This window comes from Paraburkholderia sp. Ac-20347 (genome assembly GCF_017104805.1).
Classification (GTDB): domain Bacteria; phylum Pseudomonadota; class Gammaproteobacteria; order Burkholderiales; family Burkholderiaceae; genus Paraburkholderia; species Paraburkholderia tropica.
The window spans coordinates 1-22217 of the sequence record NZ_JAAGPN010000106.1; the positions used below are offsets into that span (position 1 = coordinate 1).

24 protein-coding genes and 1 pseudogene are annotated in these 22217 nt (G+C 64.9%); 9 read left to right on the plus strand and 16 right to left on the minus strand.

What is annotated here, in order from left to right:
* Both G3N97_RS20160 and G3N97_RS20165 read left to right on the plus strand, forming a co-directional pair.
* Window positions 1–194, plus strand: a pseudogene (locus G3N97_RS20160) (peptidoglycan endopeptidase); the annotation flags it as partial.
* A gap of 165 nt (window positions 195–359) precedes the next feature.
* Window positions 360–1166, plus strand: a complete 807-nt coding sequence (locus tag G3N97_RS20165) for an SDR family oxidoreductase (RefSeq protein ID WP_205994793.1) — start codon at window positions 360–362, stop codon at window positions 1164–1166.
* A gap of 85 nt (window positions 1167–1251) precedes the next feature.
* Here G3N97_RS20165 and G3N97_RS20170 read toward each other — a convergent pair whose 3' ends face one another.
* From G3N97_RS20170 to G3N97_RS20210, 9 genes are all read right to left on the minus strand, one after another.
* Window positions 1252–2262, minus strand: coding sequence for an inorganic phosphate transporter (locus tag G3N97_RS20170; protein WP_205994794.1), 1011 nt, complete (start codon window positions 2260–2262; stop codon window positions 1252–1254).
* 10 nt (window positions 2263–2272) lie between these two features.
* Entirely contained in the window at window positions 2273–2899 is a 627-nt protein-coding gene (locus tag G3N97_RS20175; RefSeq protein WP_205994806.1) for a DUF47 domain-containing protein, read from the minus strand.
* Window positions 2900–3078: 179 nt separating this feature from the next.
* A complete protein-coding gene (locus G3N97_RS20180) occupies window positions 3079–4464 on the minus strand; it encodes a replicative DNA helicase (RefSeq protein WP_065060082.1) in 1386 nt (461 codons plus the stop codon).
* Window positions 4465–4646: 182 nt separating this feature from the next.
* On the minus strand, window positions 4647–5099 hold the full coding sequence (rplI, locus tag G3N97_RS20185) for a 50S ribosomal protein L9 (protein WP_065060083.1): 453 nt from the start codon (window positions 5097–5099) through the stop codon (window positions 4647–4649).
* Between the two features lie 27 nt (window positions 5100–5126).
* On the minus strand, window positions 5127–5402 hold the full coding sequence (rpsR, locus tag G3N97_RS20190; protein ID WP_028216787.1) for a 30S ribosomal protein S18: 276 nt from the start codon (window positions 5400–5402) through the stop codon (window positions 5127–5129).
* A gap of 2 nt (window positions 5403–5404) precedes the next feature.
* Window positions 5405–5704 (minus strand): primosomal replication protein N, encoded by a 300-nt coding sequence (priB, locus tag G3N97_RS20195; protein WP_028204898.1) that lies wholly within the window; start codon window positions 5702–5704, stop codon window positions 5405–5407.
* 46 nt (window positions 5705–5750) lie between these two features.
* Window positions 5751–6122 (minus strand): 30S ribosomal protein S6, encoded by a 372-nt coding sequence (gene rpsF / locus G3N97_RS20200; RefSeq protein ID WP_027818337.1) that lies wholly within the window; start codon window positions 6120–6122, stop codon window positions 5751–5753.
* 236 nt (window positions 6123–6358) lie between these two features.
* Window positions 6359–7309, minus strand: a complete 951-nt coding sequence (locus tag G3N97_RS20205) for a zf-HC2 domain-containing protein (protein WP_205994795.1) — start codon at window positions 7307–7309, stop codon at window positions 6359–6361.
* Window positions 7299–8147 (minus strand): RNA polymerase sigma factor, encoded by an 849-nt coding sequence (locus G3N97_RS20210; RefSeq protein ID WP_205994796.1) that lies wholly within the window; start codon window positions 8145–8147, stop codon window positions 7299–7301. Before G3N97_RS20210 ends, G3N97_RS20205 begins: the two co-directional genes overlap by 11 nt.
* 200 nt (window positions 8148–8347) lie before the next feature.
* On the opposite strand from G3N97_RS20210, the gene G3N97_RS20215 reads away from it, so the two are divergent.
* Entirely contained in the window at window positions 8348–9256 is a 909-nt protein-coding gene (locus G3N97_RS20215; protein WP_205994797.1) for a metallophosphoesterase, read from the plus strand.
* A 65-nt stretch (window positions 9257–9321) separates the two neighbouring features.
* On the plus strand, window positions 9322–9714 hold the full coding sequence (locus G3N97_RS20220) for a cupredoxin domain-containing protein (protein ID WP_241030697.1): 393 nt from the start codon (window positions 9322–9324) through the stop codon (window positions 9712–9714).
* A 21-nt stretch (window positions 9715–9735) separates the two neighbouring features.
* On the opposite strand, the gene G3N97_RS20225 is transcribed toward G3N97_RS20220, so the two are convergent.
* Complete coding sequence (locus tag G3N97_RS20225; RefSeq protein WP_205994798.1) at window positions 9736–10647, minus strand: substrate binding domain-containing protein; 912 nt, start codon at window positions 10645–10647, stop codon at window positions 9736–9738.
* Between the two features lie 167 nt (window positions 10648–10814).
* Here G3N97_RS20225 and gcl point away from each other — a divergent pair, with 167 nt between their 5' ends.
* The 5 genes from gcl to lysM all read left to right on the plus strand — a co-directional run bounded on the left by gcl (window position 10815) and on the right by lysM (window position 15606).
* Window positions 10815–12590 carry a glyoxylate carboligase gene (gene gcl, locus G3N97_RS20230; protein WP_205994799.1) on the plus strand — a complete coding sequence of 592 codons (1776 nt, stop codon included), beginning with the start codon at window positions 10815–10817 and terminating at the stop codon, window positions 12588–12590.
* 126 nt (window positions 12591–12716) lie between these two features.
* Window positions 12717–13514 carry a hydroxypyruvate isomerase gene (gene hyi / locus G3N97_RS20235; RefSeq protein ID WP_183716381.1) on the plus strand — a complete coding sequence of 266 codons (798 nt, stop codon included), beginning with the start codon at window positions 12717–12719 and terminating at the stop codon, window positions 13512–13514.
* Between the two features lie 49 nt (window positions 13515–13563).
* Window positions 13564–14508 (plus strand): 2-hydroxy-3-oxopropionate reductase, encoded by a 945-nt coding sequence (locus tag G3N97_RS20240; protein WP_074984349.1) that lies wholly within the window; start codon window positions 13564–13566, stop codon window positions 14506–14508.
* Window positions 14509–14520: 12 nt separating this feature from the next.
* Window positions 14521–15024 carry a hypothetical protein gene (locus G3N97_RS20245; RefSeq protein ID WP_205994808.1) on the plus strand — a complete coding sequence of 168 codons (504 nt, stop codon included), beginning with the start codon at window positions 14521–14523 and terminating at the stop codon, window positions 15022–15024.
* A gap of 81 nt (window positions 15025–15105) precedes the next feature.
* Complete coding sequence (gene lysM, locus G3N97_RS20250) at window positions 15106–15606, plus strand: peptidoglycan-binding protein LysM (RefSeq protein ID WP_065060090.1); 501 nt, start codon at window positions 15106–15108, stop codon at window positions 15604–15606.
* Between the two features lie 87 nt (window positions 15607–15693).
* Here the strand turns inward: lysM and G3N97_RS20255 are convergent, their stop codons facing one another.
* The 6 genes from G3N97_RS20255 to G3N97_RS20280 form a co-directional block, all read right to left on the minus strand.
* Window positions 15694–16734, minus strand: coding sequence for an asparaginase (locus tag G3N97_RS20255; protein WP_241030698.1), 1041 nt, complete (start codon window positions 16732–16734; stop codon window positions 15694–15696).
* Window positions 16735–16801: 67 nt separating this feature from the next.
* Entirely contained in the window at window positions 16802–17728 is a 927-nt protein-coding gene (locus G3N97_RS20260; protein ID WP_065060092.1) for a CysB family HTH-type transcriptional regulator, read from the minus strand.
* A 99-nt stretch (window positions 17729–17827) separates the two neighbouring features.
* Window positions 17828–18886: a sulfate ABC transporter ATP-binding protein gene (locus G3N97_RS20265; protein WP_205994800.1), complete on the minus strand. Its 1059-nt coding sequence runs from the start codon at window positions 18884–18886 to the stop codon at window positions 17828–17830.
* A gap of 2 nt (window positions 18887–18888) precedes the next feature.
* Window positions 18889–19881 (minus strand): sulfate ABC transporter permease subunit CysW, encoded by a 993-nt coding sequence (gene cysW / locus G3N97_RS20270; protein WP_205994801.1) that lies wholly within the window; start codon window positions 19879–19881, stop codon window positions 18889–18891.
* Window positions 19878–20792 (minus strand): sulfate ABC transporter permease subunit CysT, encoded by a 915-nt coding sequence (gene cysT / locus G3N97_RS20275; RefSeq protein ID WP_110328091.1) that lies wholly within the window; start codon window positions 20790–20792, stop codon window positions 19878–19880. The genes cysW and cysT overlap by 4 nt, the downstream gene beginning before the upstream one ends.
* A 113-nt stretch (window positions 20793–20905) precedes the next feature.
* Window positions 20906–21952 carry a sulfate ABC transporter substrate-binding protein gene (locus tag G3N97_RS20280; RefSeq protein ID WP_065060096.1) on the minus strand — a complete coding sequence of 349 codons (1047 nt, stop codon included), beginning with the start codon at window positions 21950–21952 and terminating at the stop codon, window positions 20906–20908.
* Window positions 21953–22217 lie beyond the last annotated feature (265 nt).

Consider the following 22217-nt stretch of genomic DNA (forward strand, 5'->3'; position numbering starts at 1 on the left):
CCGAGCCTCCACCGCCCCGCGCGGCCGCCGCCGAACGTCAGGCCGCGCAGGCCGGTTCAACGGCCATCCAGTCGACCCAGCCCGCTCAGGCGCCGGTCCAGATCATGCGCGCCTCGACCGCCAGCGGCGCCTCGCCCGCCCCCACGCAATCGAACGACGACCCGATCGCACGCTTCGCGAACGGCTCGTACTGAACACGCCCTCGACGCGTCCCCACGCACACGCCGCCGGCTGACGCGGCATCCAGCCCGATTCGCCCTGGCCGGATGGCCAACGCGGCCTTTCGGCGGTTTCGTGCATCCGCCGCGTCTGCTATCGTTTTGGTACTGTTTTTGGACTTTTTCCGCAGCGAGGCAGCAATGGATCTCGGACTTGGCAACAAGGTGGTGCTGATCACAGGCGGTAGCAAGGGCATCGGGCTCGCCTGCGCCCGCGCGTTTGCGCAGGAAGGCGCGAAAGTCGCGATCGTGTCGCGCGATCCGGCCAATCTCGCGCGCGCCCGCGAGCAACTGGCCAGCGAAGGCCTGCACGTGCATCTCACGCGCGCCGACCTGCACGAGGCGCACAGCGCCGCCGACGTGGTCGAAGAAGTCTCCACGGCCGTCGGGCCCATCGACATCCTGATCAACAGCGCAGGCGCGGCCCGTCGCTACGACCCGGAACTGCTCGACGCCGAGGCTTTCAAGGCCACCATGGAAGCCAAATACTTCCCGTACATCTACCCGCAGCAGGAAGTGCTGCGCCGCATGGTGGAACGGATCAAGGCCGGCAAGGCGCTGGAACCGGGCGCGATTGTCAACATCATCGGCATGGGCGGCAAGTACGCGAGCGACATCCATATTGCGGGCGGCGCGGCCAACGCGGCGCTCATGCTCGCCACCGTGGGCCTCGCGCACTATCACGCGCGCTACGGCATCCGCATCAACGCGATCAATCCCGGCGCCACGCTCACGGAGCGCCTGCAGGAAGCCGTGAAACTCGAAGCGGGCCGCGAAGGCAGCAGCGCCGAAGAAACGCTCGCGCGCGGCGAGGCCAAGGTGCCGCTCGGGCGATACGCCAAACCCGAGGAGATCGCCGATGTCGCGCTGTTCCTGGCGAGCCGCCGTGCGAGCTACGTGACGGGCGCTCTCGTGCCGATGGACGGCTGCAGCACGCCCGTGATCTGACGCGATCTGAAGCGGCCCGGCAGCGCCGGCGGGCAAAAAAAACGGCGCCCGAAGGCGCCGTTTCGCAACACTGTAGCCAGACCGCTTACATCAGCCGATGGCCGAGCCACCAGCCTGCCGCGGCGAGCGTGGCCGAAGCCGGAATGGTCAGCACCCAGGCCCAGACGATGTTGCCCGCCACGCCCCAGCGCACGGCGCTGAGCTTTTGCGTCGCGCCCACGCCGACAATCGCGCCGGTAATCGTGTGCGTCGTCGACACGGGAATGCCGAGCCACGAAGCCGTGAAGAGCGTCAGCGCCCCGCCCGCTTCGGCGCAGAAACCGCCCACGGGCTTGAGCTTGGTGATCTTCTGGCCCATCGTCCGCACGATGCGCCAGCCGCCGAACAGCGTGCCGATACCCATCGACAGGTAGCAGCCGCCGATCACCCAGATGGGCGGCGCGTCCGAGCCGACCGCCGAGTAACCGGTTGCGATCAGCAGCATCCAGATGATGCCGATGGTCTTCTGCGCGTCATTGCCGCCGTGGCCGAGGCTATAGAGGCCCGCTGAAACCAGCTGGAAGCGCCGGAAACGCCGGTCGACCTTGCTTGGTGGTGTGCGGAAATACAGCCACGACACCAGCAGCATGAACAACGAACCGAGGATGAAACCGAGCAGCGGCGAAATGAAGATGAACGCCACGGTCTTCATGAGCCCGTCGAAATTCAGCGAGTGCCAGCCCGACTTGGCGAGCGCCGCGCCCACGAGACCGCCGATCAGCGCGTGCGACGAGCTCGACGGAATGCCGTAGTACCACGTCAGCACGTTCCAGCCGATCGCGCCCACCAGCGCGCCGAACACCACGTAGTGGTCGACGATATCGGGGTCGATGGTGCCCTTGCCCACCGTCTGCGCCACCTTCAGGTGGAAGACGAAATAGGCGATCACGTTGAACATGGCTGCGAACGCCACCGCTTGTTGCGGCTTGAGCACGCCGGTGGACACGACGGTGGCGATGGAATTCGCCGCGTCGTGAAAGCCATTCATGAAGTCGAAAATGAGCGCGATGGCGACGAGTGTCGCGACCACCCATAGCGCGAGTTGTATCGAATGCATCGTGATGGGCTCAGGCGTTCTCTAGCACGATGCCTTCGATGATGTTCGCGACATCCTCGCACTTGTCGGTGATCGATTCGAGCAGCTCGTAGATCGCCTTCAGCTTGATCAGATTCTTGACGTCGTCTTCCTCGCGGAAGAGCTTCGAGATCGCGCCGCGCAGCAGGCGGTCAGCGTCGGACTCGAGGCGGTCGATGTCTTCACATGCTTTCAGGATCTCGCGCGCCTGCTTCATGTCGGAGAGCAGCGCGACCGCTGCCTGCACACGCTCGGCGGACGCCGTGACCACGTGCGCAAGTTCGCTCGCCTCGGCCGTCACGGCCTGCACGTCGTACAGCGAAATGGCGGTGGCGACGTCTTCCATGAGGTCGAGACAGTCGTCCATCGTCGTGATGAGCTTGTGAATCTCGTCGCGGTCCAGCGGCGTGATGAAAGTCTTGTGCAGCAAGTCGATGCACTCGTGCGTCAGCTTGTCAGCGGCCTTTTCGGCGCTCTGCACGGTTTGTTTGTGGACTTCTGCGTCAGCCAGATTGTCGATCAGGAGCTCGAGCTCACGGCCAGCGGAAACGATGCACTTCGCGTGCGCATTGAAGATTTCGAAGAACTTGCCCTCGGTGGGCATGAATCGACCGAACATTGGGATCCCGGTAATTGGTCTCGGATTGCCGTCACAAAACGGCAAGATAGCCGTCATAAAACGGCAATATTGTAACGTCAGGAGGAAAGAGCCGCACTTGTCGACGGACACGGCAGCGGCATTTGCGCCACTATTGCGCATAAGCCGCCCACCGCGTCTTGACAGTTCAGCCGACGCCCTTACTCGCTGCCGTAGAAGGTTTGCGCGCCGGCAAAATTGTCGAACTTCGTGTATTGCCCATGGAACGTGAGGCGAACGGGCCCGATCGGACCGTTACGCTGCTTGCCGATGATGATCTCGGCGGTGCCCTTGTCGGGGCTGTCCGGGTTGTACACTTCGTCGCGATAAATGAACAGGATCACGTCCGCGTCCTGTTCGATTGCGCCCGATTCACGCAGGTCCGACATCACCGGACGCTTGTTCGGACGCTGTTCGAGGCCGCGATTCAGCTGCGAGAGCGCGATCACGGGCACATCGAGTTCCTTGGCCAGGCTCTTGAGCGAACGCGAAATTTCTGAAATTTCGGTCGCGCGGTTTTCGCCGCTGCCCGAACCGCTCATCAGCTGCAGGTAGTCGATGATGATGAGGCCGAGCTTGCCGCACTGGCGCGACAGACGCCGCGCGCGGGAGCGCAGTTCCATCGGGTTCAGACCGCCGGTTTCGTCGATGAAGATCTGCGCCTCGCTCATTTTCTGCACGGCGTGCGTGAGCTTCGGCCAATCTTCGTCGGTCAGACGGCCCGTGCGCATGCGGTGCTGGTCGAGGCGCCCCACCGAACCGAGCATACGCATGATGAGCTGCGTGCCCGGCATTTCCATCGAGAACACCGCGACCGGCAGACCGTATTCCACGGCCACGTATTCGCCGACGTTCATCGAGAACGCGGTCTTACCCATCGACGGACGGCCTGCGACGATGATCAGCTCGCCGCCGTGCATGCCCGAGGTCATGCGGTCGAGGTCGATGAAGCCCGTGGGCGTGCCCGTCACGTCGCTCGGATTGGCCGTGTGGTAAAGCGTGTCGATACGCTCCACGACCTGCGTGAGCAGCGGCCCGATTTCGAGGAAGCCCTGGGTGCCGCGCGCGCCGTCTTCGGCGATCGAGAACACCTTGGCCTCGGCCTCGTCGAGCAGCTGCCGCACTTCCTTGCCCTGCGGGTTGAAGGCGTCGGAGGAAATTTCGTCGGCGACCGACACGAGGCGGCGCAGCACCGCGCGATCGCGCACGATTTCCGCGTAGCGGCGGATGTTCGCGGCGCTCGGCGTGTTCTGTGCCAGCGCGTTGAGGTACGCGAGACCGCCCACGTCCTCGGCCTTGCCCGAGGTGCCGAGCGATTCGAACACGGTCACCACGTCGGCGGGACGCGCGGACGAGATCAGACGGCCGATATGCTCGAAGATCAGGCGGTGATCGTAGCGGTAGAAGTCGCTTTGCGAGAGGAAGTCGGCAATCCGGTCCCAGGCGCCGTTATCCAGCAGCAGGCCGCCGAGCACCGATTGTTCGGCTTCGATCGAATGCGGCGGGACTTTCAGCGACTCGAGTTGGGGATCTTTCGGAGCGTTCATGGAGGGCAATTATCGGACAGCGGACGGGCGCTCACAAGCTTCAAAAAGTGCAACAACGCATGCGACAAGCGAGTGCGATGAGCGCGCAACAAAAAAGGCAGAAGCCCTGCGGCTCCTGCCTTTCTTGTTCTTTGCGACGTAGAACGGCGCGAACACACGGTCCGTGAGGACCGCATGCGTGCTTAGGCGTGTTCGCCCAGCACCGACACCGTGATGTCGACGAGCACGTCCGTGTGCAGCGAAACTTGCACCGGGTGATCGCCAACGATCTTCAGCGGGCCTTCCGGCAGACGCACTTGCGCCTTTTCCACTGCGAAGCCTTGCTTCGTGAGCGCTTCGGCGATGTCCGCGTTCGTGACCGAACCGAACAGACGGCCGTCGACGCCGGCCTTCTGGCCGATCTGAACGGACAGGCCGCTCAGCTTCTCGCCTTCGCCTTGGGCAGCTGCCAGCTTTTCAGCGGCGGCCTTTTCGAGTTCAGCGCGGCGAACTTCGAATTCAGCGATTGCGTCCTTCGTTGCACGGCGAGCCTTCTTGTTCGGGATCAGGAAGTTACGTGCGTAACCGTCCTTCACCTTGACGATGTCGCCGAGGTTGCCCAGGTTGACGACTTTTTCCAGAAGAATGATCTGCATTCTATTGCTCCTTGTAGCGTCGTCTTATTAGGCCTTGTGCTGGTCGGTGTACGGCATCAGCGCGAGGAAACGCGCGCGCTTGATAGCCGTGTCCAGCTGACGCTGATAGTGGGCCTTCGTACCCGTCAGACGAGCCGGCGTGATCTTGCCGTTTTCGCCGATGAAGTCCTTCAGCGTTTCGATGTCCTTGTAGTCGATCTGATCGACGCCTGCAGCCGTGAAGCGGCAGAACTTCTTGCGCTTGAAGAGCGGGTTTTGCTGTTGACGACGCTTGTCGAATTTCTTACCAGTCGGGCGGGGCATGATTAGTCCTTTCCTGTACCTTGCATTTCGGTGATGTGAAACACCAGGGTTCGCGCGTTGCGGTGCTTTTTCGCCAGAAAACCGGTGAAGAGCGCTTCCACGCCCATCTCGCAGCTTTCGACCAGACCGCAGGCCTTGCCTGCCGCCACCGCGGGCATCGTGAGCTCGACGAATCGGGGAATGCCCGCTTCGACGACCTCCGTGCGATGCTGCAACGTGACGCTGGCAATCGGAACGCCGGCGGGTGTGTACCGCACCGGTTCGCGTTCGACGACGCTAGCCGTGAGTTGCAGCCTGTTCACGCAGTGTGCTTAAGCAAGTGAGCTCGAATCCTGATGGCTTGTGTAATTAAGCCTGCGCTTCGGTCGGCTGAGCAGCCGCCTTCTTGGCTTCTTCGCGCTGCACTTCCTTCATCATCGGCGACGGGCCGGTTTCGGCCTTCTTCATCTTGACGATGAGGTGACGCAGCACAGCGTCGTTGAACTTGAACGCGTGTTCGAGTTCGTCGAGCGTGGTCTGGTCGCATTCGATGTTCATGCAGACGTAGTGAGCCTTCGCGAGTTTCTCGATCATGTAGGCCAGTTGACGACGGCCCCAGTCTTCGATGCGGTGGATCTGGCCGCCGTGCGACGTGATCGTGCTCTTGTAACGCTCGATCATCGCGGGCACTTGCTCGCTTTGATCGGGGTGCACGATGAAGACGATTTCGTAATGACGCATATTCACTCCTTGTGGATTAAAGCCACCCGGGCGTCGGAACCGGTGCGGCAAGTGAGAAGCCGAAGATTGTAGCGCGCCTAGGCTACGCGCGCAAGCCAAATCATGCAGCGACGTGCTGAATCGGGCGTGTTTTCAAGGACTTGCGCGGGCCGCCTGGCATGGCGGCACGCGCTGAGCGGGTGCGAAGCTGGCCCAAAGCGCATATAAAACAGATGCAAAGCGGCGAAAAACGCGCCCTAGCCTCCGCTTCCGCCGCCCGCGAGCCGGGCGTCGAGCGCGGCGCGCAGGCCGACGAGCGCATCCGGCCCGGCATCGGTGACGGCCCACCAGGTCATGCCGCCCGCCTGCCAGTGTGCGAGCGCGTAGCCGTCGTCGCGCGGCGGCGCGGCGGCGTCCGTCTGCGGCCCGGACGCGCCCGGCGGGAACACGTAGACGTCGATCACGTGCTTGCGGAAGCGGTACACCAGCACCGCGACGCGCTCGCGCCCCACATAGTCGAGCCGGCCGCCCACGAGCGGAAAGCCCTGCGCGGCGAGATCCTCGACCGGCGGCGCGTAGTCGATGCGGCCGTTGAACCACGGCTTCACCGTATGGCGATCGGTCGAGATCACGTCGAGATCGCGGCCCGAGATCTGCGCGCGCACGTGGCTCGCCACAAGTTCGTCGACGAATGCGTCCGATGCGACCGGTTGCCGCAGATGCAACGCCACGACGACGCCCAGCGCACACAGCGCGAGCACGCCCACAGTCGACCAGGCGAAAGCCGGGGCGCGCGCACCTGATGCGTTACCTGTGCCGCCGGAAGCGCCGCCCGCGCCGCCGAAGCCACCGAACCCACCGAAAGACGGCCACTTCCAGCCCGCCAGCCAGCCCGATTTCCCGCTGGCCGCAGACGGCGATTGCGGAGCGCGCGCGGTGCGCACGTCATCGTCGGGGATACGTGGAGCGGGTTCCGGGCTCGCTGCTTCTAGCGGCGGCAGCGCCGCCACGATGCGCGCGGCCAGTCCCGACGGCGCGCGATGATAAGGCGCAACGCGCGCCGCCCGCGAAATCGCCTGCGCGGCATCGGCCGCCTCGCGGCACTGCGCGCAGCCGTCCAGATGCTCGCGCACGCGCCATTCGTCGGCGGCGGAAAGTTCTCGATCGACGCTCGCATCGAGCAGCGGGCGCGCTTCATCACAGTTCATCTGGCGCCTCCGTCGTGCGGCTCACCGTGGAATTCGAGGTCGGCGCGACCCCGGGCGACATCGACGGCACAGCACTTCCGCCGTCGACGGCCGGCTCCTCTCGGAACCGGCCGTCTGGCCCCCGGCCGGATGGTCTCCACGCCTTGCTGTTGCCCCCGAAATCGGTCTTGCCGTCCTGCCTTGCGGATATCGGCGATGACGGCGGCATCTGCGTCTGCGCGCAGCCTTTCGCGCCATCGGCCGCACCCCGCTCGTGCTGCACCGCCAGCATCGCCGCGAGCCGTTTGCGGCCGCGCGACAGACGCGACATCACCGTCCCGACCGGCACGTCGATGACCATGGCGATCTCGCGGTAGCCCATTTCCTCCAGCTCGCGCAGCACCAGCACTTCGCGATACTCGACCGGCAGACGCTGCAGCGCGTCCTGCACGCGGCGCGCGTCCTCGGCGCGGATCGCGAGCGTTTCCGGATCGACACTGCCCGTTTCCCAGCCATCGGGCGGCGTGTCGTCGCGCAGCTCGTCGAACGGCGCGACTTCCTCCGCGCCCGCGCGTCGCCGCCATTCGTCGTACCAGACGCGCCGCACGATCGCGAGCAGCCACGGCCGCGCCTGATCGCCGCGAAACGTATCGAAGAAGCGGAACGCGCGCAAAAACGCGTCCTGCACGATGTCCTCGGCGTCGCCGGGATTGCGCGACAACCAGCGCGCGAGGTTGTACGCGGCGTCCAGATGCGGCAGCGCCAGCGCCTGAAAGCGCGCATTGCGCGCCCGCGCGTCCGGCACATCCTGTGCGTCGCGCTGCGTCTCGCCGTGCTGCCCGTTCGCGGTTTCGCCCACGTCGTCCCCTTGCGCCCTCGTGCGCCACCTTCATGCCAACGTTCGTCTCACATCGGCATGACTGGCTTCACGGGCAGTTTATTCCCGCCAATCGCCCGCGAAATCAAAAATAAATCGGGAATGGAACGACGCCGAAACCGGTATGGCAGTCACGCGTCGAGGCAAAGCCGGCGCGCCCCACCATCCACGAGGAGATCGACATGCCGACCACCCCCGCGCCGCTTTCCCGGCGACATTTCCTGAAGCTGGCCGCGCTCGGCGGCGGCGCCGTGTTCGCCTCGGCGCTGCCCGGCTGGGCCTCGGGCCAGGCGGCCGGCCACGCCGACTTTTTCTTCGTCCAGCTCTCCGACGCCCACTGGGGTTTCGAAGGCCCGGCCATCAATCCGGATGCGAAAGGCACGCTGCCCAAGGCGATCGCCGCCGTCAACGCGCTGCCCGCCACGCCCGATTTCGTCGTCTTCACGGGCGACCTCACGCACACGACCGACGATCCGGCCGTGCGCCGCGCGCGCATGCGCGAGTTCCAGCAGATCGTCGCGGGACTGCGCGTGAAGCCGCTCTATCTGATGCCCGGCGAGCACGATGCGAGTCTCGACAACGGCGAGGCGTTTCGCGAGATCTTCGGCGCGACGCACTACACCTTCGATCATCGCGGCGTGCATTTCGTGGTGCTCGACAACGTCTCCGACCCGGCGGGCCGTATCGGCGACGCGCAACTCGCCTGGCTCGCCGACGATCTCGGCCGCCAGCCCGAGGACGCGCGCATCGTCGTCTTCACGCACCGGCCGCTGTTCGATCTCGCGCCGCAATGGGACTGGGCGACGCGCGACGGCGCGCAGGCCATTGCGCTGTTGCAGAAGCACGCGAACGTCACGGTGTTCTACGGCCACATTCATCAGGAGAACCACACGATGACGGGATCGGTCTCGCATCACGCCGCGCGTTCGCTGATGTTCGCGCTGCCCGCGCCGATGTCGCAGCCCAAGCGCCTGCCGGTGCCGTGGGACGCGGCCGCGCCGTACAAGGGACTCGGCTGGCGCAGCGTCGATGTCGATGGCGCGCCAGGCGCGTTTGCGCTGACCGAGGTGCCGATCCGCGAGATCGGGTGAACGCTGTCACGGGACCGAAGCGCACAGAACGCGCACACGAAGCACACACAATCAGGAGACCAACCATGCTGAAACTTCATCGTTTGCGCGCCCGCGAACCGCGCCTTGCGCGCCGCCGCTGGCTCGCGCTCGCGGCCGCCACGATGGGCGCGGGCGCGCTGTTGCGCGTGGACGCGCAGGCCGCGCCGCGCGTCATCAAGGTTCACGCGCGCCGCTTCGTGTTCACGCCCGACCATATCGCGCTCGCACCGCACGAAAGCGTGGTGTTCGAGCTGACGTCGCAAGACACGACGATGGGCTTTTCGATTCCGCAATACGGCGTGCGCGCCGACGTGCCGCCCGGCAGCGTCGTCAAGCTCGCGGCCACGGCGGGCGACGCGGGCACGGTGCAGTTTCTCTGCGACATCTTCTGCGGCTCGGGCCACGAGACGATGAACGGCGTGATCACGGTCGGGTAAGCAAAATCGCGGATCGGCGACTCAAACGACGTCGGTCCAATATCCGGGCCGCGAATAGATCGCCTTCAGATAATCGATGAAATAGCGCACCTTGGCCGGCACATAGCGCTGCTGCGGATACACGGCGAGGATGTCGTAATCGGGCAGCGCGTACTCGTCGAGCACGGTTTCCAGTTCGCCGCGCGCGAGCTGCGCGTCGATCTCCCAGGTCGAACGCCAGCCGAGCCCCAGCCCTTCCGTCACCCAGCGGTGCAGCAACTCGCCGTCGTTGCAGTCGAGATTGCCGCCCACGCGCACAGTCGCGAGCTTGCCGTTGCGGCGGAAATACCAGCCGCGATTCTGTCCGCCTTGCAGATTGAACGCGAGGCAATTGTGGTTCGGCAGATCTTCGAGCGATTTCGGCCGGCCGTACTTGCGGAAATAGTCCGGCGTGCCGCACACCACGCGCCGGTTCGAGGCGAGCTTCACGGCGACGAAATTCGGATCGACCGAGCCGCCGATGCGAATCGACAGGTCGTAGCCCTCGCGCACCAGATCGACCACGCGGTCGGTCAGATTGAAGGACACCTGCAACTCGGGTTTGTCGGCGAGAAATTCGGGTGCGAGCGGCGCGACGTGCTTGCGCCCGAACGCGGCGGGGGCCGAAACGATCAGATGCCCGTTCACCACGCGACGCCCCACCGACAGCTCGTTCTCCGCCTGCTCCCATTCCGCCAGCAGCCCGCGGCAGCGCTCCAGAAACGCGGCGCCTTCCTCGCTGACCACCAGCCGCCGCGTCGAGCGGTATATGAGTTTCACGCCGAGGCGCTTTTCGAGCGCGTCGATCCGGCGGCCAAGAATCACGGGCGACACGCCCTCCTCCAGCGCCGCCGCCGCGAGACTGCCCGCCTCCGCGACGCGCACGAAGGTCTCGATCTGCTTGAAGCGATCCATCGTCTGTCTCCTTCCGGTTCTCTCGTCGCCCGGTCATTCCATACTTTTTGTATCGAAATAAGCGACCCGGACTGATCTTATCAAACCTTTCCTGCAAGCCTACAGTGACCCTCAAGCGCTGTATCCCTCGGCCTGTTCAGGCCGCCGCGACATTCAGGAGACATTTCATGGCCAAAATGAGAGCCGTCGACGCCGCCGTGCTGGTGCTCGAAAAAGAAGGTATCGACACCGCGTTCGGCGTGCCGGGCGCCGCCATCAATCCGTTCTACTCGGCGCTCAAGAAAGCCGGCGGCATCACGCACGTGCTGGCGCGCCACGTCGAGGGCGCCTCGCACATGGCCGAAGGCTATACGCGCGCCGCGCCGGGCAATATCGGCGTGTGTATCGGCACCTCGGGCCCGGCGGGCACCGACATGATCACCGGCCTCTACTCCGCCCAGGCCGACTCGATTCCGATCCTCGCGATCACGGGCCAGGCGCCGCGCGCGCGTCTTTATAAGGAAGACTTCCAGGCCGTCGATATCGAATCGATCGCCAAGCCCGTCACCAAATGGGCCGTGACCGTGCGCGAGCCGGCGCTCGTGCCGCGCGTGTTCCAGCAGGCGTTCCATCTGATGCGCTCGGGCCGTCCGGGTCCGGTGCTGGTCGACATGCCGATCGACGTGCAGCTCGCTGAAATCGAATTCGACATCGACACCTACGAACCGCTGCCGGTCTACAAGCCGAAGGCGACGCGCAAGCAGATCGAAGCCGCGCTCGAACTGCTCAACGCGAGCGAGAAGCCGCTGATCGTGTCGGGCGGCGGCGTGCTCAACGCGGCGGCCGAAGATCTGCTCGTGCAGTTCGCCGAAACCGTGGGCGTGCCCGTGATTCCGACGCTGATGTCGTGGGGCGCCATCGCCGACGACCATCCGCTGATGGCCGGCATGGTCGGGCTGCAAACCTCGCATCGCTACGGCAACGCAACGATGCTCGCCGCCGACTTCGTGCTCGGCATCGGCAACCGCTGGGCCAACCGCCATACGGGCAGCGTCGAGGTCTATACGAAGGGCCGCAAGTTCGTGCACGTGGATATCGAGCCGACGCAGATCGGCCGCGTGTTCGGTCCGGATCTCGGCATCGTCTCGGATGCGAAGGCAGCGCTCGAACTGTTCGTCGAAATCGCGCAGGAATGGAAGGCCGCGGGCAAGCTCAAGGATCGCAGCGCGTGGGTGGCCGACTGCCAGCAGCGCAAGGCCACGATGCACCGCAGGACGCATTTCGACAACGCGCCGATCAAGCCGCAGCGCGTCTACGAAGAAATGAACAAGGCGTTTGGCCGCGACACCTGCTACGTGAGCACGATCGGTCTTTCGCAGATCGCGGGCGCGCAGTTCCTGCACGTCTACAAGGCGCGCAACTGGATCAACTGCGGCCAGGCCGGCCCGCTCGGCTGGACGATTCCGGCGGCGCTGGGCGTGCGCGCGGCCGATCCGTCGCGCCCGATCGTGGCGCTCTCGGGCGACTACGACTTCCAGTTCATGATCGAGGAACTGGCCGTGGGCGCGCAGTTCAAGCTGCCCTATGTGCACGTGCTCGTGAACAACTCGTATCTGGGCCTGATCCGCCAGGCGCAGCGCCAGTTCGACATGGACTTCTGCGTGCAGCTTGCGTTCGAGAACATCAACGCGCCGGAAGTGAACGGCTATGGCGTCGATCACAAGACCGTGGTCGAAGGTCTCGGCTGCAAGGCGCTGCGCGTGTTCAAGCCCGAGGAGATTGCACCGGCGCTCAAGCAGGCGCAATCGATGGCCGCGGAGTTCAGCGTGCCGGTGGTCGTCGAGGTGATTCTCGAACGCGTGACCAATATTGCAATGGGCGCCGAGATCGACGCGATCAACGAGTTCGAGGAACTCGCCGACAAGCCGGAACACGCGCCGACCGCAATCGCTCTGCAATCCTGATGATTCGGCGAAACCGTATTCGCCGTACCGCCGTAGTGTTTGTGTAGTGCTTCCAGCCGCTTTTCGCGCTCAGCCCTGATGCGCGAAAGGCGGACGCTCCCACCCTGACCGACCCGCGAGACACTCATGCCGAAATTCGCTGCGAACCTCACCATGCTGTTCAACGAAGTACCGTTCCTCGACCGCTTTGCCGCGGCCGCCGAGGCGGGCTTCGATGCCGTGGAATTCCTGTTTCCGTATCCGTACAAGGCCGCCGAACTCGCCGAGCGCCTGAACGCGCACGACCTCAAGCTCGTGCTGCACAACCTGCCGGCCGGCAACTGGGAAGCCGGCGAGCGCGGCATCGCCTGCCTGCCCGATCGCAAGGGCGAATTCAAGGAAGGCGTGGGACGCGCGATCGAGTACGCCCGCGCGCTGCGCGTGCCGCAACTGAACTGCCTCGTCGGCATTCCGACGGCGGGCGTCGATCGCGATACCGCGCTCGCGACCATCGTCGAGAACCTGCGCTACGCGGCGGGCGAACTGAAGCGCGAAGGCATCCGCCTGCTGGTCGAGCCGTGCAACAGCTACGACATTCCGGGCTTCGCGCTGAACCGTTCGGCCGAAGCGCTCGGCGTGATCGAACAGGTCGGCTCGGACAATCTGTTCCTGCAATACGACATCTATCACATGCAGCGCATGGAAGGCGAACTCGCCGCGACCATCAAGAAACAGTTCGCGAAGATCGCTCACATCCAGCTCGCCGACAACCCCGGCCGCAATGAGCCGGGCACGGGCGAGATCCACTATCCGTTCCTGTTTGATCTGCTCGATTCGCTCGGCTACGAGGGCTATATCGGCTGCGAATACAAGCCCAAAGCGGCCACCGTCGACGGCCTCGGCTGGTTGCGCAGCGCGCAGCAACGCGCCGCCGAACTCGCCTGATTTCACGCAGCGCCGACGTTCGCGCCGCGCGTAACGCACGCATCGACTTATCGAACCGCATTCGACTCAACTGGAGACAACACAGATGGCAAAGATTGGTTTTATCGGCCTCGGCATCATGGGCGCGCACATGGCGCGCAACCTTCTGAAGGGCGGCCACACGCTGGCCGTCAACGGCAAGTATCCGGTGCCGGACGATCTGCGCACGCAGACGACCGTGGTCGCCGATTCGACCGCCGTCGCGCAGGCTTCGGACATCGTGATCGTGATGGTGCCCGACACGCCCGACGTGCAAAACGTGCTGTTCGCCGACGACGGCGTGGCCAAGGGTCTTTCGGCCGGCAAGCTCGTGATCGACATGAGCTCGATCTCGCCGCTCGAAACGCAGCAGTTCGCGAAGCAGATCAACGCGCTCGGCTGCGATTATCTCGACGCGCCAGTCTCGGGCGGCGAAGTCGGCGCGCGCGACGCGACGCTCTCGATCATGGTCGGCGGCCCGGAAAAGGCCTTCAACCAGGCCAAGCCGCTGTTCGAGATCATGGGCAAGAACATCTCGCTCGTCGGCGACAACGGCGCGGGCCAGACGACCAAGGTCGCGAACCAGATCATCGTGGCGCTGAACATCGAAGCCGTGGCCGAAGCGCTGCTGTTCGCCGCGCGTTCGGGCGCCGATCCGGAGCGCGTGCGCAAGGCGCTGATGGGCGGTTTCGCGTCGTCGCGCATTCTCGAAGTGCACGGCGAGCGCATGACGAAGCGCACGTTCAATCCGGGCTTCCGCATCGAACTGCACCAGAAGGACCTGAATCTCGCGATCGACGGCGCGCGCAAGCTGGGCATCGCCCTGCCGCATACGGCGAGCGCGCAGCAGCTTTTCAGCGTGTGCGCGGCGAACGGCGGCAAGGCGTGGGATCACTCGGCGATGATCCGCGCACTCGAAATCATGGCGAACTTCGAAATCGCGCAGGCGCCGGAAGCGCAGGCGAAGGCCGCGTAAGCGGCGCTAAACGTGGCGCAAGCCGCTGTAGCGATGGACGAAGCGGCGATGCGTGCGGGCAAAGCACACGCATCGCATCGCATCGCCGGTTCAGTCCAGCGGCGTTCGAACGATAAGAAACACATTCACGTATTCGCAGATTCAGGCTGGCGCGACAAACGAAACAAACAAGACAAACGCGACAGCCATCGGTGGGGCGCTTCGTGGCGGCGGCAACCGCTGCGAGGCAAATCGGTGCCGCTCTGGGCTGAGGGCGGCCAGTGGGGTCCGAAAGCGGCACTCGGCGACGACGGGGAAGCCTTGGTCGGTCAGACGTCGTCTCCGGGTGTCCGCCTGTCGGATGAGCGCGCCTTGCGCTCGCTGCGCTTGTTGCACTTGTTGCACTCCGCTCACTGCCCGCGCGCAACGCCTGCGCGGCATTTCACAATCTTTTACCTCCTCGCGCTGGACGCGTTCGCGTCCGCGTTTCTAGAATCGTGCTTTCATTCGTGTGTCACGCCGGCAGCGCAAGGTTGAACGCGCAGGTTATCGGGCAACCGGCTGCGAACTGGCTGCGTGGTCACTCAATCAACCCCCAGCACGTGAGGAGTGTGATCGATGGGCATTATCAATTTCATCAAGGAAGCCGGCGAAAAACTGTTCGGCTCGGCCTCCGCGCCGGCGCAAGCCGCTGAACCCGCCGCCGCACCGGCTGCGAATCTCGCGGACCTGAACCAGAAGGCCGGCGACGCGATCGCGGCCTATATCCGCTCGCAGGGCCTCGACGCCGACAATCTCGGCGTGACCTACGACGGCGTCTCGCACACCGTGACCGTCACGGGCAACGCCGCCGATCAGCCCACCAAGGAAAAGATCCTCGTGGCCGCGGGCAACGTCCAGAACGTCGACAAGGTCGACGACCAGCTGACCGTCACGAATCCCGCGCCGGAAGCGCAGCACCACACGGTGGTCGCGGGCGACAACCTCTGGAAGATCGCCGAAAAGTACTACGGCAGCGGCGCGAAGAACGACGTCATCTTCCAGGCCAACACGCCGATGCTCAAGAGCCCGGACAAGATCTATCCGGGTCAGGTGCTCGTGATTCCGCCGCTGCAGTAAAACCCGCGGCCGGAACGGAAACGGGCCTTGCGGAGCGATCCGCAAGGCCCGTTTTTCATGCTGAGTCTCGTGCTGCGCGGTCTGCGATCAGTACGTATCGAACACGCGCTGCAAGGCGTCCTTCTGCGTGCTGCCCGCGGCCAGCGCGAGCATCAGCAGCAAACGCGCCTTGTACGGGCTCAGCGTGCCCGCCGAGACGAAGCCGAGCGCATCGTCCTTCGCCGCGCCGTTGTGCATCACGTGACCCGAACCCACGCGCGAAGCGCGCACCACGGCCACACCTCGCGCGACCGCGTCGGCGAGCGCCTGCTGGAGCGTGGCGTGGATCGAACCATTGCCCGTGCCCGCCACGACGATGCCGCGCACGCCCGCGCTCACGAGCGCATCCACGGCAATGCGCGAGACGCCCGCATAACTCGTGACGATCTCGACCGGCGGCCACTGCGCCGCGTCGTCAACCACCGCGAACGGCGTACCGAGCGTATGCGGGCGCAGCGCGCGGCGCTGGAAGTCCACGCGGCCGTCCTGCACCCAGCCCAGCGCACCGATTTCCGGCGACTGGAACGCATCGACGGCATAGGTGCTGATCTTCGCGACGTCGCGCGCGCAATGCATGCGGTTGTTGAACGCGACGAGCACGCCCTGCCCGGCCGCCTCGCCGCTCGCCGCGACCGTCACGGCGTTGAGCAGATTGAGCGGACCGTCGGCCGACAGCGCGGACGCCGGGCGCATCGCCGCCGTGAGGATCACCGGCTTGGCGCTCTTCACGGTCAGATGCAGCAGATAGGCGGTTTCTTCGAGCGTGTCGGTGCCGTGCGTGATCACCACGCCGTCGATGTCGTCATCGGCGAGCAAGGCGTTCACGCGCTGCGCGAGCGTGGTCCAGAGCGCGAACGACATGTCCTTGCTGTCGACGCTCGCGACCTGCTCGGCGTGGATCTGCGCGACGGCGTCGAGGCCCGGCACGGCGGCCAGCAATTGCGCCACGCCGATCACGCCGGCCTGATAGCCCGCGGTATTGGCCGCGTCGGGCGCGGAACCGGCGATGGTGCCGCCCGTGGCGAGCACCGCGATGCGCGGCAGCGCCGAAGCGCCGGCCGCGTTCTGGGAGGAAGAAGAGGTAGTCATGGCGGCGATTTTAAGCGATCCGACTGCCGCCGCCATCTGGCCCGTTGCTCGGGCCAATCAACACGCCTCAGACCACTTCGCGCAACTGGCTCGCGATCTGCTGCTCGGTCAGTTGCGGCGCGAACATCTCGATCAGCCGGTACGCGTACTGACGCAGGAACGCGCCCTTGCGCAGACCCACGCGCGTCGTGCTCGCCTCGAACAGATGCTGGGTGTCGAGCGCGACCAGTTCGCTGTCGCGCTTCGGATCGTAGGCCATCGCCGCGACCACGCCCACGCCCATGCCGAGTTCGACGTAGGTCTTGATCACGTCCGCGTCGATGGCGGTCAGCACCACGTCGGGCACCACGCCCGCTTTCGCGAACGCCTGGTCGATGTGCGAACGGCCCGTGAAATCCTGGTCATAGGTGATGATCGGATATTCGGAGATGTCTTCGAGCGTGAGATTCTCGCGGCCCACGAGCGGATGCGTCTTCGGCACGACCACCACGTGATGCCACGAATAGCACGGGAACGTCACGATATCGGGGAAACGATCGAGCGCTTCGGTCGAGATGCCGATATCGGCCTCGCCATTGATGATCATCTGCGCGATCTGCTGCGGATTGCCCTGGCGCAGCGCCAGATGCACCTTCGGGAACACCTCGCGGAACTGGTGCACGACCTTCGGCAGCGCGTAGCGCGCCTGCGTGTGAGTCGTCGCCACGACGAGGTGGCCGCTGTCCTGATCGGCGAACTGGCGCGCCACGCGACGCAGGTTCTCCGCGTCGAGCAGCATGCGCTCGATCAGCTGATGCACGGCCTTGCCCGGCTCCGTGAGACCCGTAAGGCGCTTGCCGCGTCGAATGAAAATGTCGACGCCCAGCTCGTCCTCCAGATCCTTGATCTGCTTCGACACACCCGACTGCGACGTATACAGCACGTTCGCCACTTCGGTCAGGTTCATGTTCTGCCGCACGGCCTCGCGCACGAAACGCAACTGCTGAAAATTCATGTTCTTCTCTCCGGAACTGCCGACCGTTTATTGATGTTTTTAGTGTAGTGGATGCGCGGCCCGCCGCGCATCGTTGCGCCGATATTGTGCTGAATGGGTTTATTGCGCCGGAAACACGCGCAGGCCGCGCGGCACCGCCGTCACGCCATCGCCGACCGAAAGATCGAGCGCGCGCCACGCCTCGCGGTCGAGCTGCGCTTCGAGCGCGCCGCCCGTGCGGCTTTCGAGTTCCACACGCACCGAACCGCCGAGCGTCACCACGCGGCGCACGTCGACGACGATGCCGTCGCCATGCTGCGCCGCGTCGCGATGCAGCACCAGATCGTGCGGACGCACATAGGCGAGCGCCGGACCTTCGAAACCCGCCTGCACCGAGATCGCCTGCGCCGCGCCATCGGCGACGAAACCGTTCGCCGTCACGCTGCCGCGCAGACGGTTCGCCGCGCCGAGGAATTCGTAGACGAAGGACGTCTGCGGATGATCGTAGACGTCCTGCGGGCTGCCCACCTGCTCCACATGACCGTGATTCATCACGACGATGCGGTCGGCCACTTCGAGCGCTTCTTCCTGATCGTGCGTGACGAAGATCGTCGAGATATGCAGATCGTCGTGCAAACGGCGCAGCCAGCCGCGCAATTCCTTGCGCACCTTCGCGTCGAGCGCGCCGAACGGCTCGTCGAGCAGCAGCACCTTCGGCTCCACCGCAAGCGCGCGCGCCAGTGCGATACGTTGACGCTGGCCGCCCGACAGCTCGGACGGATAGCGCTGCGCGAGCCAGTCGAGCTGCACGAGCTTGAGCAGTTCATGCACCTTCTCGCGGATCACCGCTTCGGACGGACGCTCGTTGCGCGGCTTCACGCGCAGTCCGAACGCCACGTTCTCGAACACCGTCATGTGACGGAACAGCGCGTAATGCTGGAACACGAAGCCAACCTGACGCTCGCGCGCGCCCACCTCGCCCACGTCCTGACCTTGCAGCACGACCTGGCCTTCATCGGCGTATTCGAGGCCCGCGATCACGCGCAGCAGCGTGGTCTTGCCGCAGCCCGACGGTCCGAGCAGAGCAACCAGTTCGCCCGCCGGAAAGTCGAGCGAGACGTTGTCGAGCGCCGTGAAGTCGCCGAAGCGCTTGTGCAGATTGCTGACGGTGATGCCCATGATTACAGCTCCTGTTGAAGCGATTGACGCGCGGCGCCGGTGCGGGGCGCGGGTTGCGAATGAGGTTGATTGCCCGACGCGGCCGACGACGCTGCCGCATAGGCGGGCGGCGGACCGGCGTGGGCCGGCACGTCGTCGTCGCGCAGTTCGGCGGACATGTGGCGTTCGGCGAGCAGCTTGAGGCCCAGCGTCACGAGCGCGAGCAGCGCCAGCAGCGACGCCACGGCAAAGGCCGCCGCGAAGTTGTATTCGTTGTAGAGAATCTCGACGTGCAGCGGCATCGTGTCGGTCTGGCCGCGAATGTGGCCCGAGACCACCGAGACCGCGCCGAACTCGCCCATCGCGCGCGCATTGCAGAGAATCACGCCGTACAGCAGACCCCAGCGGATGTTCGGCAGCGTCACGCGGCGGAACATCTGCCAGCCCGACGCGCCCAGCACGTGCGCGGCTTCTTCTTCGTCGGTGCCCTGCGCCTGCATCAGCGGAATCAGCTCGCGCGCGACGAACGGGAACGTCACGAAGATCGTCGCGAGCACGATGCCCGGCACCGCGAAGATGATCTGCACGTTATGGTCTTCGAGCCACGGACCGAACCAGCCCTGCGCGCCGAACATCAGCACGTAGACGAGACCCGAGATCACCGGCGAGACCGAGAACGGAAGGTCGATCAGCGTGGTGAGCAGCGCCTTGCCGCGGAAATCGAACTTCGCGATCGCCCACGACGCGCACAGGCCGAAGGCCAGATTGAGCGGCACCGCGATTGCGGCCGTGATCAGCGTGAGCTTGATGGCGGCGAGCGCGTCGGGATCGGCGAGCGATTCGAAATAGAAGCCGATGCCCTTCGAGAGCGCCTGCCAGAACACCGCGACGAGCGGCACCACGAGGAACAGCGCGAGAAACGCCAGCGCGATGCCCGTCAGCAGCCAGCGCACCCACGGCGCTTCGGTCACGGGGTTGGGACGGCCTGCCGGAATACGGCGTGCGTTCGTGCTCATTGCGCACCTCCGGCGGCGGCTTGCGTGGTTTGCGTCGTGGTTTGCGTTGCATTCGGCGCACGCGGCGCGCCGCCACCGCGGCTCGTGCGGCGCTGCAAATACCATTGCAGCGTGTTGATCAGCAGCAGCATCACGAACGACACGCACAGCATCACCACGGCCAGCGCCGTCGCGCCTGCGTAGTCGTATTGCTCGAGCTTGGTGATGATGAGCAGCGAGGTGATCTCGGACTTCATCGGCACGTTGCCGGCGATGAAGATGACCGAACCGTACTCGCCCAGCGCGCGCGCGAACGACAGCGCGAAGCCGGTCAGCAGCGCGGGAAACGCCGCCGGCAGCACGACGCGGCGGAACGTCAGCCAGCGCGACGCGCCGAGGCACGCGGCCGCCTCTTCCTGCTCGCGCTCGAACTCTTCGAGCACGGGCTGCACCGTGCGCACCACGAACGGCAGACCGATGAACGTCAGCGCGACCAGCACGCCGAGCGGCGTGAAGGCGATCTTGAGTCCGAGCGGCTGCAAATACTGGCCGATCCAGCCGTTGCCCGCATACACGGCCGCGAGCGAAATGCCCGCCACGGACGTCGGCAGCGCGAACGGCAAATCGACGAGCGCGTCGATCACGCGCTTGAACGGGAACGTGTAGCGCACCAGCACCCACGCGAGCAGAAAGCCGAACACCGCGTTGATGAGCGCGCCGCCGAGCGCGGCGGTAAACGTCAGGCGGTACGACGCGATCACGCGCGGCGACCACACGGCGCGCACGAACTGCGCCCAGTCGAGCGTGGCGGTCTTGAGAAAGGTGGCCGCGAGCGGAATCAGCACCACGAGGCTCAGATAAGCCACGGTGATGCCGAGCGTCACGCCGAATCCCGGCAGCGCGCCTGGCTTGCGTAATCGGAACGTCGTCATGCTGGATCTCTTCACATGGGTTGCGCGTCTGTTGCGCCGAAAGGCGCGCCTCTTTGGGCGCGCCTTGTTTTTATCGTTACGTCGATACTGCTACTGCACAACCGCGACTTCGCTTATTGCGGCTGGTAGATCGAGTCGAACACGCCGCCATCCGCGAAATGCGTCTTCTGTGCGTTGGCCCAGCCGCCGAAGGTGTCGTCCACCGTGTAGAGCTTCAGCTTCGGGAACTTCGCCGTCAGCGCCGCCGGCACCTTGTCCGAACGCGGACGGTAGAAGTTCTTCGCGGCGATCTCCTGACCTTCCTCGCTATAGAGGAACTGCAGATACGCCTCGGCCTGCTTGCGCGTGCCCTTCTTGTCGACGACCTTGTCGACCACGGCAACCGGCGGCTCGGCCAGAATGCTCACCGACGGCACCACGATCTCGAACTTGTCCGGACCGAATTCCTTCAGCGACAGGAAGGCCTCGTTTTCCCAGGCGATCAGCACGTCGCCGATCCCGCGCTGCACGAAGCTCGTGGTCGCGCCGCGCGCGCCCGAATCGAGCACGCCCGCATTCTTGTAGAGCTTCGTCACGAACTCCTTGGCCTTCTGGTCGTTGCCGCCCGGCTGATGTTCGGCGTACGCCCAGGCCGCGAGGTAGTTCCAGCGCGCGCCGCCCGAGGTCTTCGGATTCGGCGTGACGATCGACACGCCCGGCTTCGTCAGATCGTCCCAGTCCTTGATGTGCTTGGGATTGCCCTTGCGCACCAGGAACACGATGGTCGACGTGTACGGCGAGGCGTTGTCGGGCAGGCGCTTTTGCCAGTCCTTCGCGACGATGCCCTTGTTGGCGAGCGCGTCGATGTCCCAGGCCAGCGCCAGCGTCACCACGTCCGCCTGCAGGCCGTCGAGCACCGAGCGCGCCTGTGCGCCCGAGCCGCCGTGCGACTGCTTGATGGTGAGCGTTTCGCCCGTCTTCGCCTTCCACTGCTTGATGAAGGCTTCGTTGATCTCCTGATACAGCTCGCGCGTCGGGTCGTACGACACGTTCAGCAGCGAGGTATCCGCGTGCGCAGCCGGCGCCATCGCCACCATCCCGACGAGCGGTGCGATGCCGATGACCAGTTTTGCAGCCAGCGAAGTCAGCCAGCCTGCGCGCCCCGTATTGCCTTGATTCATCCACTTTCTCCGTTTTGTCGTGTGGTGCAGCGATCGATGGAGGCCAGTCTAGCGATCTGCTTACATTATTAAAAATGATGTTTTTTCATTCTTTAATACGCAAAAGTGGTAAGGGCGGAGGAATCGGACGTTGGAGCGTGTTTTCGTCCGTCAGATCGCCGGGAAACGCTGCTGTGGCGGCACCCAAACGACAAAGTTCAAGTAACACTTGAAAAGCGGCGAATACTGTATAAAAATACAGTTACCTGTTCAAACATACAGTGTC

Bases quoted from the DNA above. Each gene is read 5' to 3' on its own strand.
- cysW (WP_205994801.1), bottom strand. From the start codon at position 19,881: ATGAGCACGAACGCACGCCGTATTCCGGCAGGCCGTCCCAACCCCGTG.
- G3N97_RS20255 (WP_241030698.1), bottom strand. From the start codon at position 16,734: ATGACTACCTCTTCTTCCTCCCAGAACGCGGCCGGCGCTTCGGCGCTG.
- cysT (WP_110328091.1), bottom strand. From the start codon at position 20,792: ATGACGACGTTCCGATTACGCAAGCCAGGCGCGCTGCCGGGATTCGGC.
- rpsR (WP_028216787.1), bottom strand. From the start codon at position 5,402: ATGCCCCGCCCGACTGGTAAGAAATTCGACAAGCGTCGTCAACAGCAA.
- G3N97_RS20215 (WP_205994797.1), top strand. From the start codon at position 8,348: ATGCCGACCACCCCCGCGCCGCTTTCCCGGCGACATTTCCTGAAGCTG.
- G3N97_RS20280 (WP_065060096.1), bottom strand. From the start codon at position 21,952: ATGAATCAAGGCAATACGGGGCGCGCAGGCTGGCTGACTTCGCTGGCT.
- rplI (WP_065060083.1), bottom strand. From the start codon at position 5,099: ATGCAGATCATTCTTCTGGAAAAAGTCGTCAACCTGGGCAACCTCGGC.
- gcl (WP_205994799.1), top strand. From the start codon at position 10,815: ATGGCCAAAATGAGAGCCGTCGACGCCGCCGTGCTGGTGCTCGAAAAA.
- G3N97_RS20265 (WP_205994800.1), bottom strand. From the start codon at position 18,886: ATGGGCATCACCGTCAGCAATCTGCACAAGCGCTTCGGCGACTTCACG.
- G3N97_RS20220 (WP_241030697.1), top strand. From the start codon at position 9,322: ATGCTGAAACTTCATCGTTTGCGCGCCCGCGAACCGCGCCTTGCGCGC.
- G3N97_RS20180 (WP_065060082.1), bottom strand. From the start codon at position 4,464: ATGAACGCTCCGAAAGATCCCCAACTCGAGTCGCTGAAAGTCCCGCCG.
- hyi (WP_183716381.1), top strand. From the start codon at position 12,717: ATGCCGAAATTCGCTGCGAACCTCACCATGCTGTTCAACGAAGTACCG.
- G3N97_RS20170 (WP_205994794.1), bottom strand. From the start codon at position 2,262: ATGCATTCGATACAACTCGCGCTATGGGTGGTCGCGACACTCGTCGCC.
- lysM (WP_065060090.1), top strand. From the start codon at position 15,106: ATGGGCATTATCAATTTCATCAAGGAAGCCGGCGAAAAACTGTTCGGC.
- G3N97_RS20260 (WP_065060092.1), bottom strand. From the start codon at position 17,728: ATGAATTTTCAGCAGTTGCGTTTCGTGCGCGAGGCCGTGCGGCAGAAC.
- rpsF (WP_027818337.1), bottom strand. From the start codon at position 6,122: ATGCGTCATTACGAAATCGTCTTCATCGTGCACCCCGATCAAAGCGAG.
- G3N97_RS20175 (WP_205994806.1), bottom strand. From the start codon at position 2,899: ATGTTCGGTCGATTCATGCCCACCGAGGGCAAGTTCTTCGAAATCTTC.
- G3N97_RS20225 (WP_205994798.1), bottom strand. From the start codon at position 10,647: ATGGATCGCTTCAAGCAGATCGAGACCTTCGTGCGCGTCGCGGAGGCG.
- G3N97_RS20165 (WP_205994793.1), top strand. From the start codon at position 360: ATGGATCTCGGACTTGGCAACAAGGTGGTGCTGATCACAGGCGGTAGC.
- G3N97_RS20205 (WP_205994795.1), bottom strand. From the start codon at position 7,309: ATGAACTGTGATGAAGCGCGCCCGCTGCTCGATGCGAGCGTCGATCGA.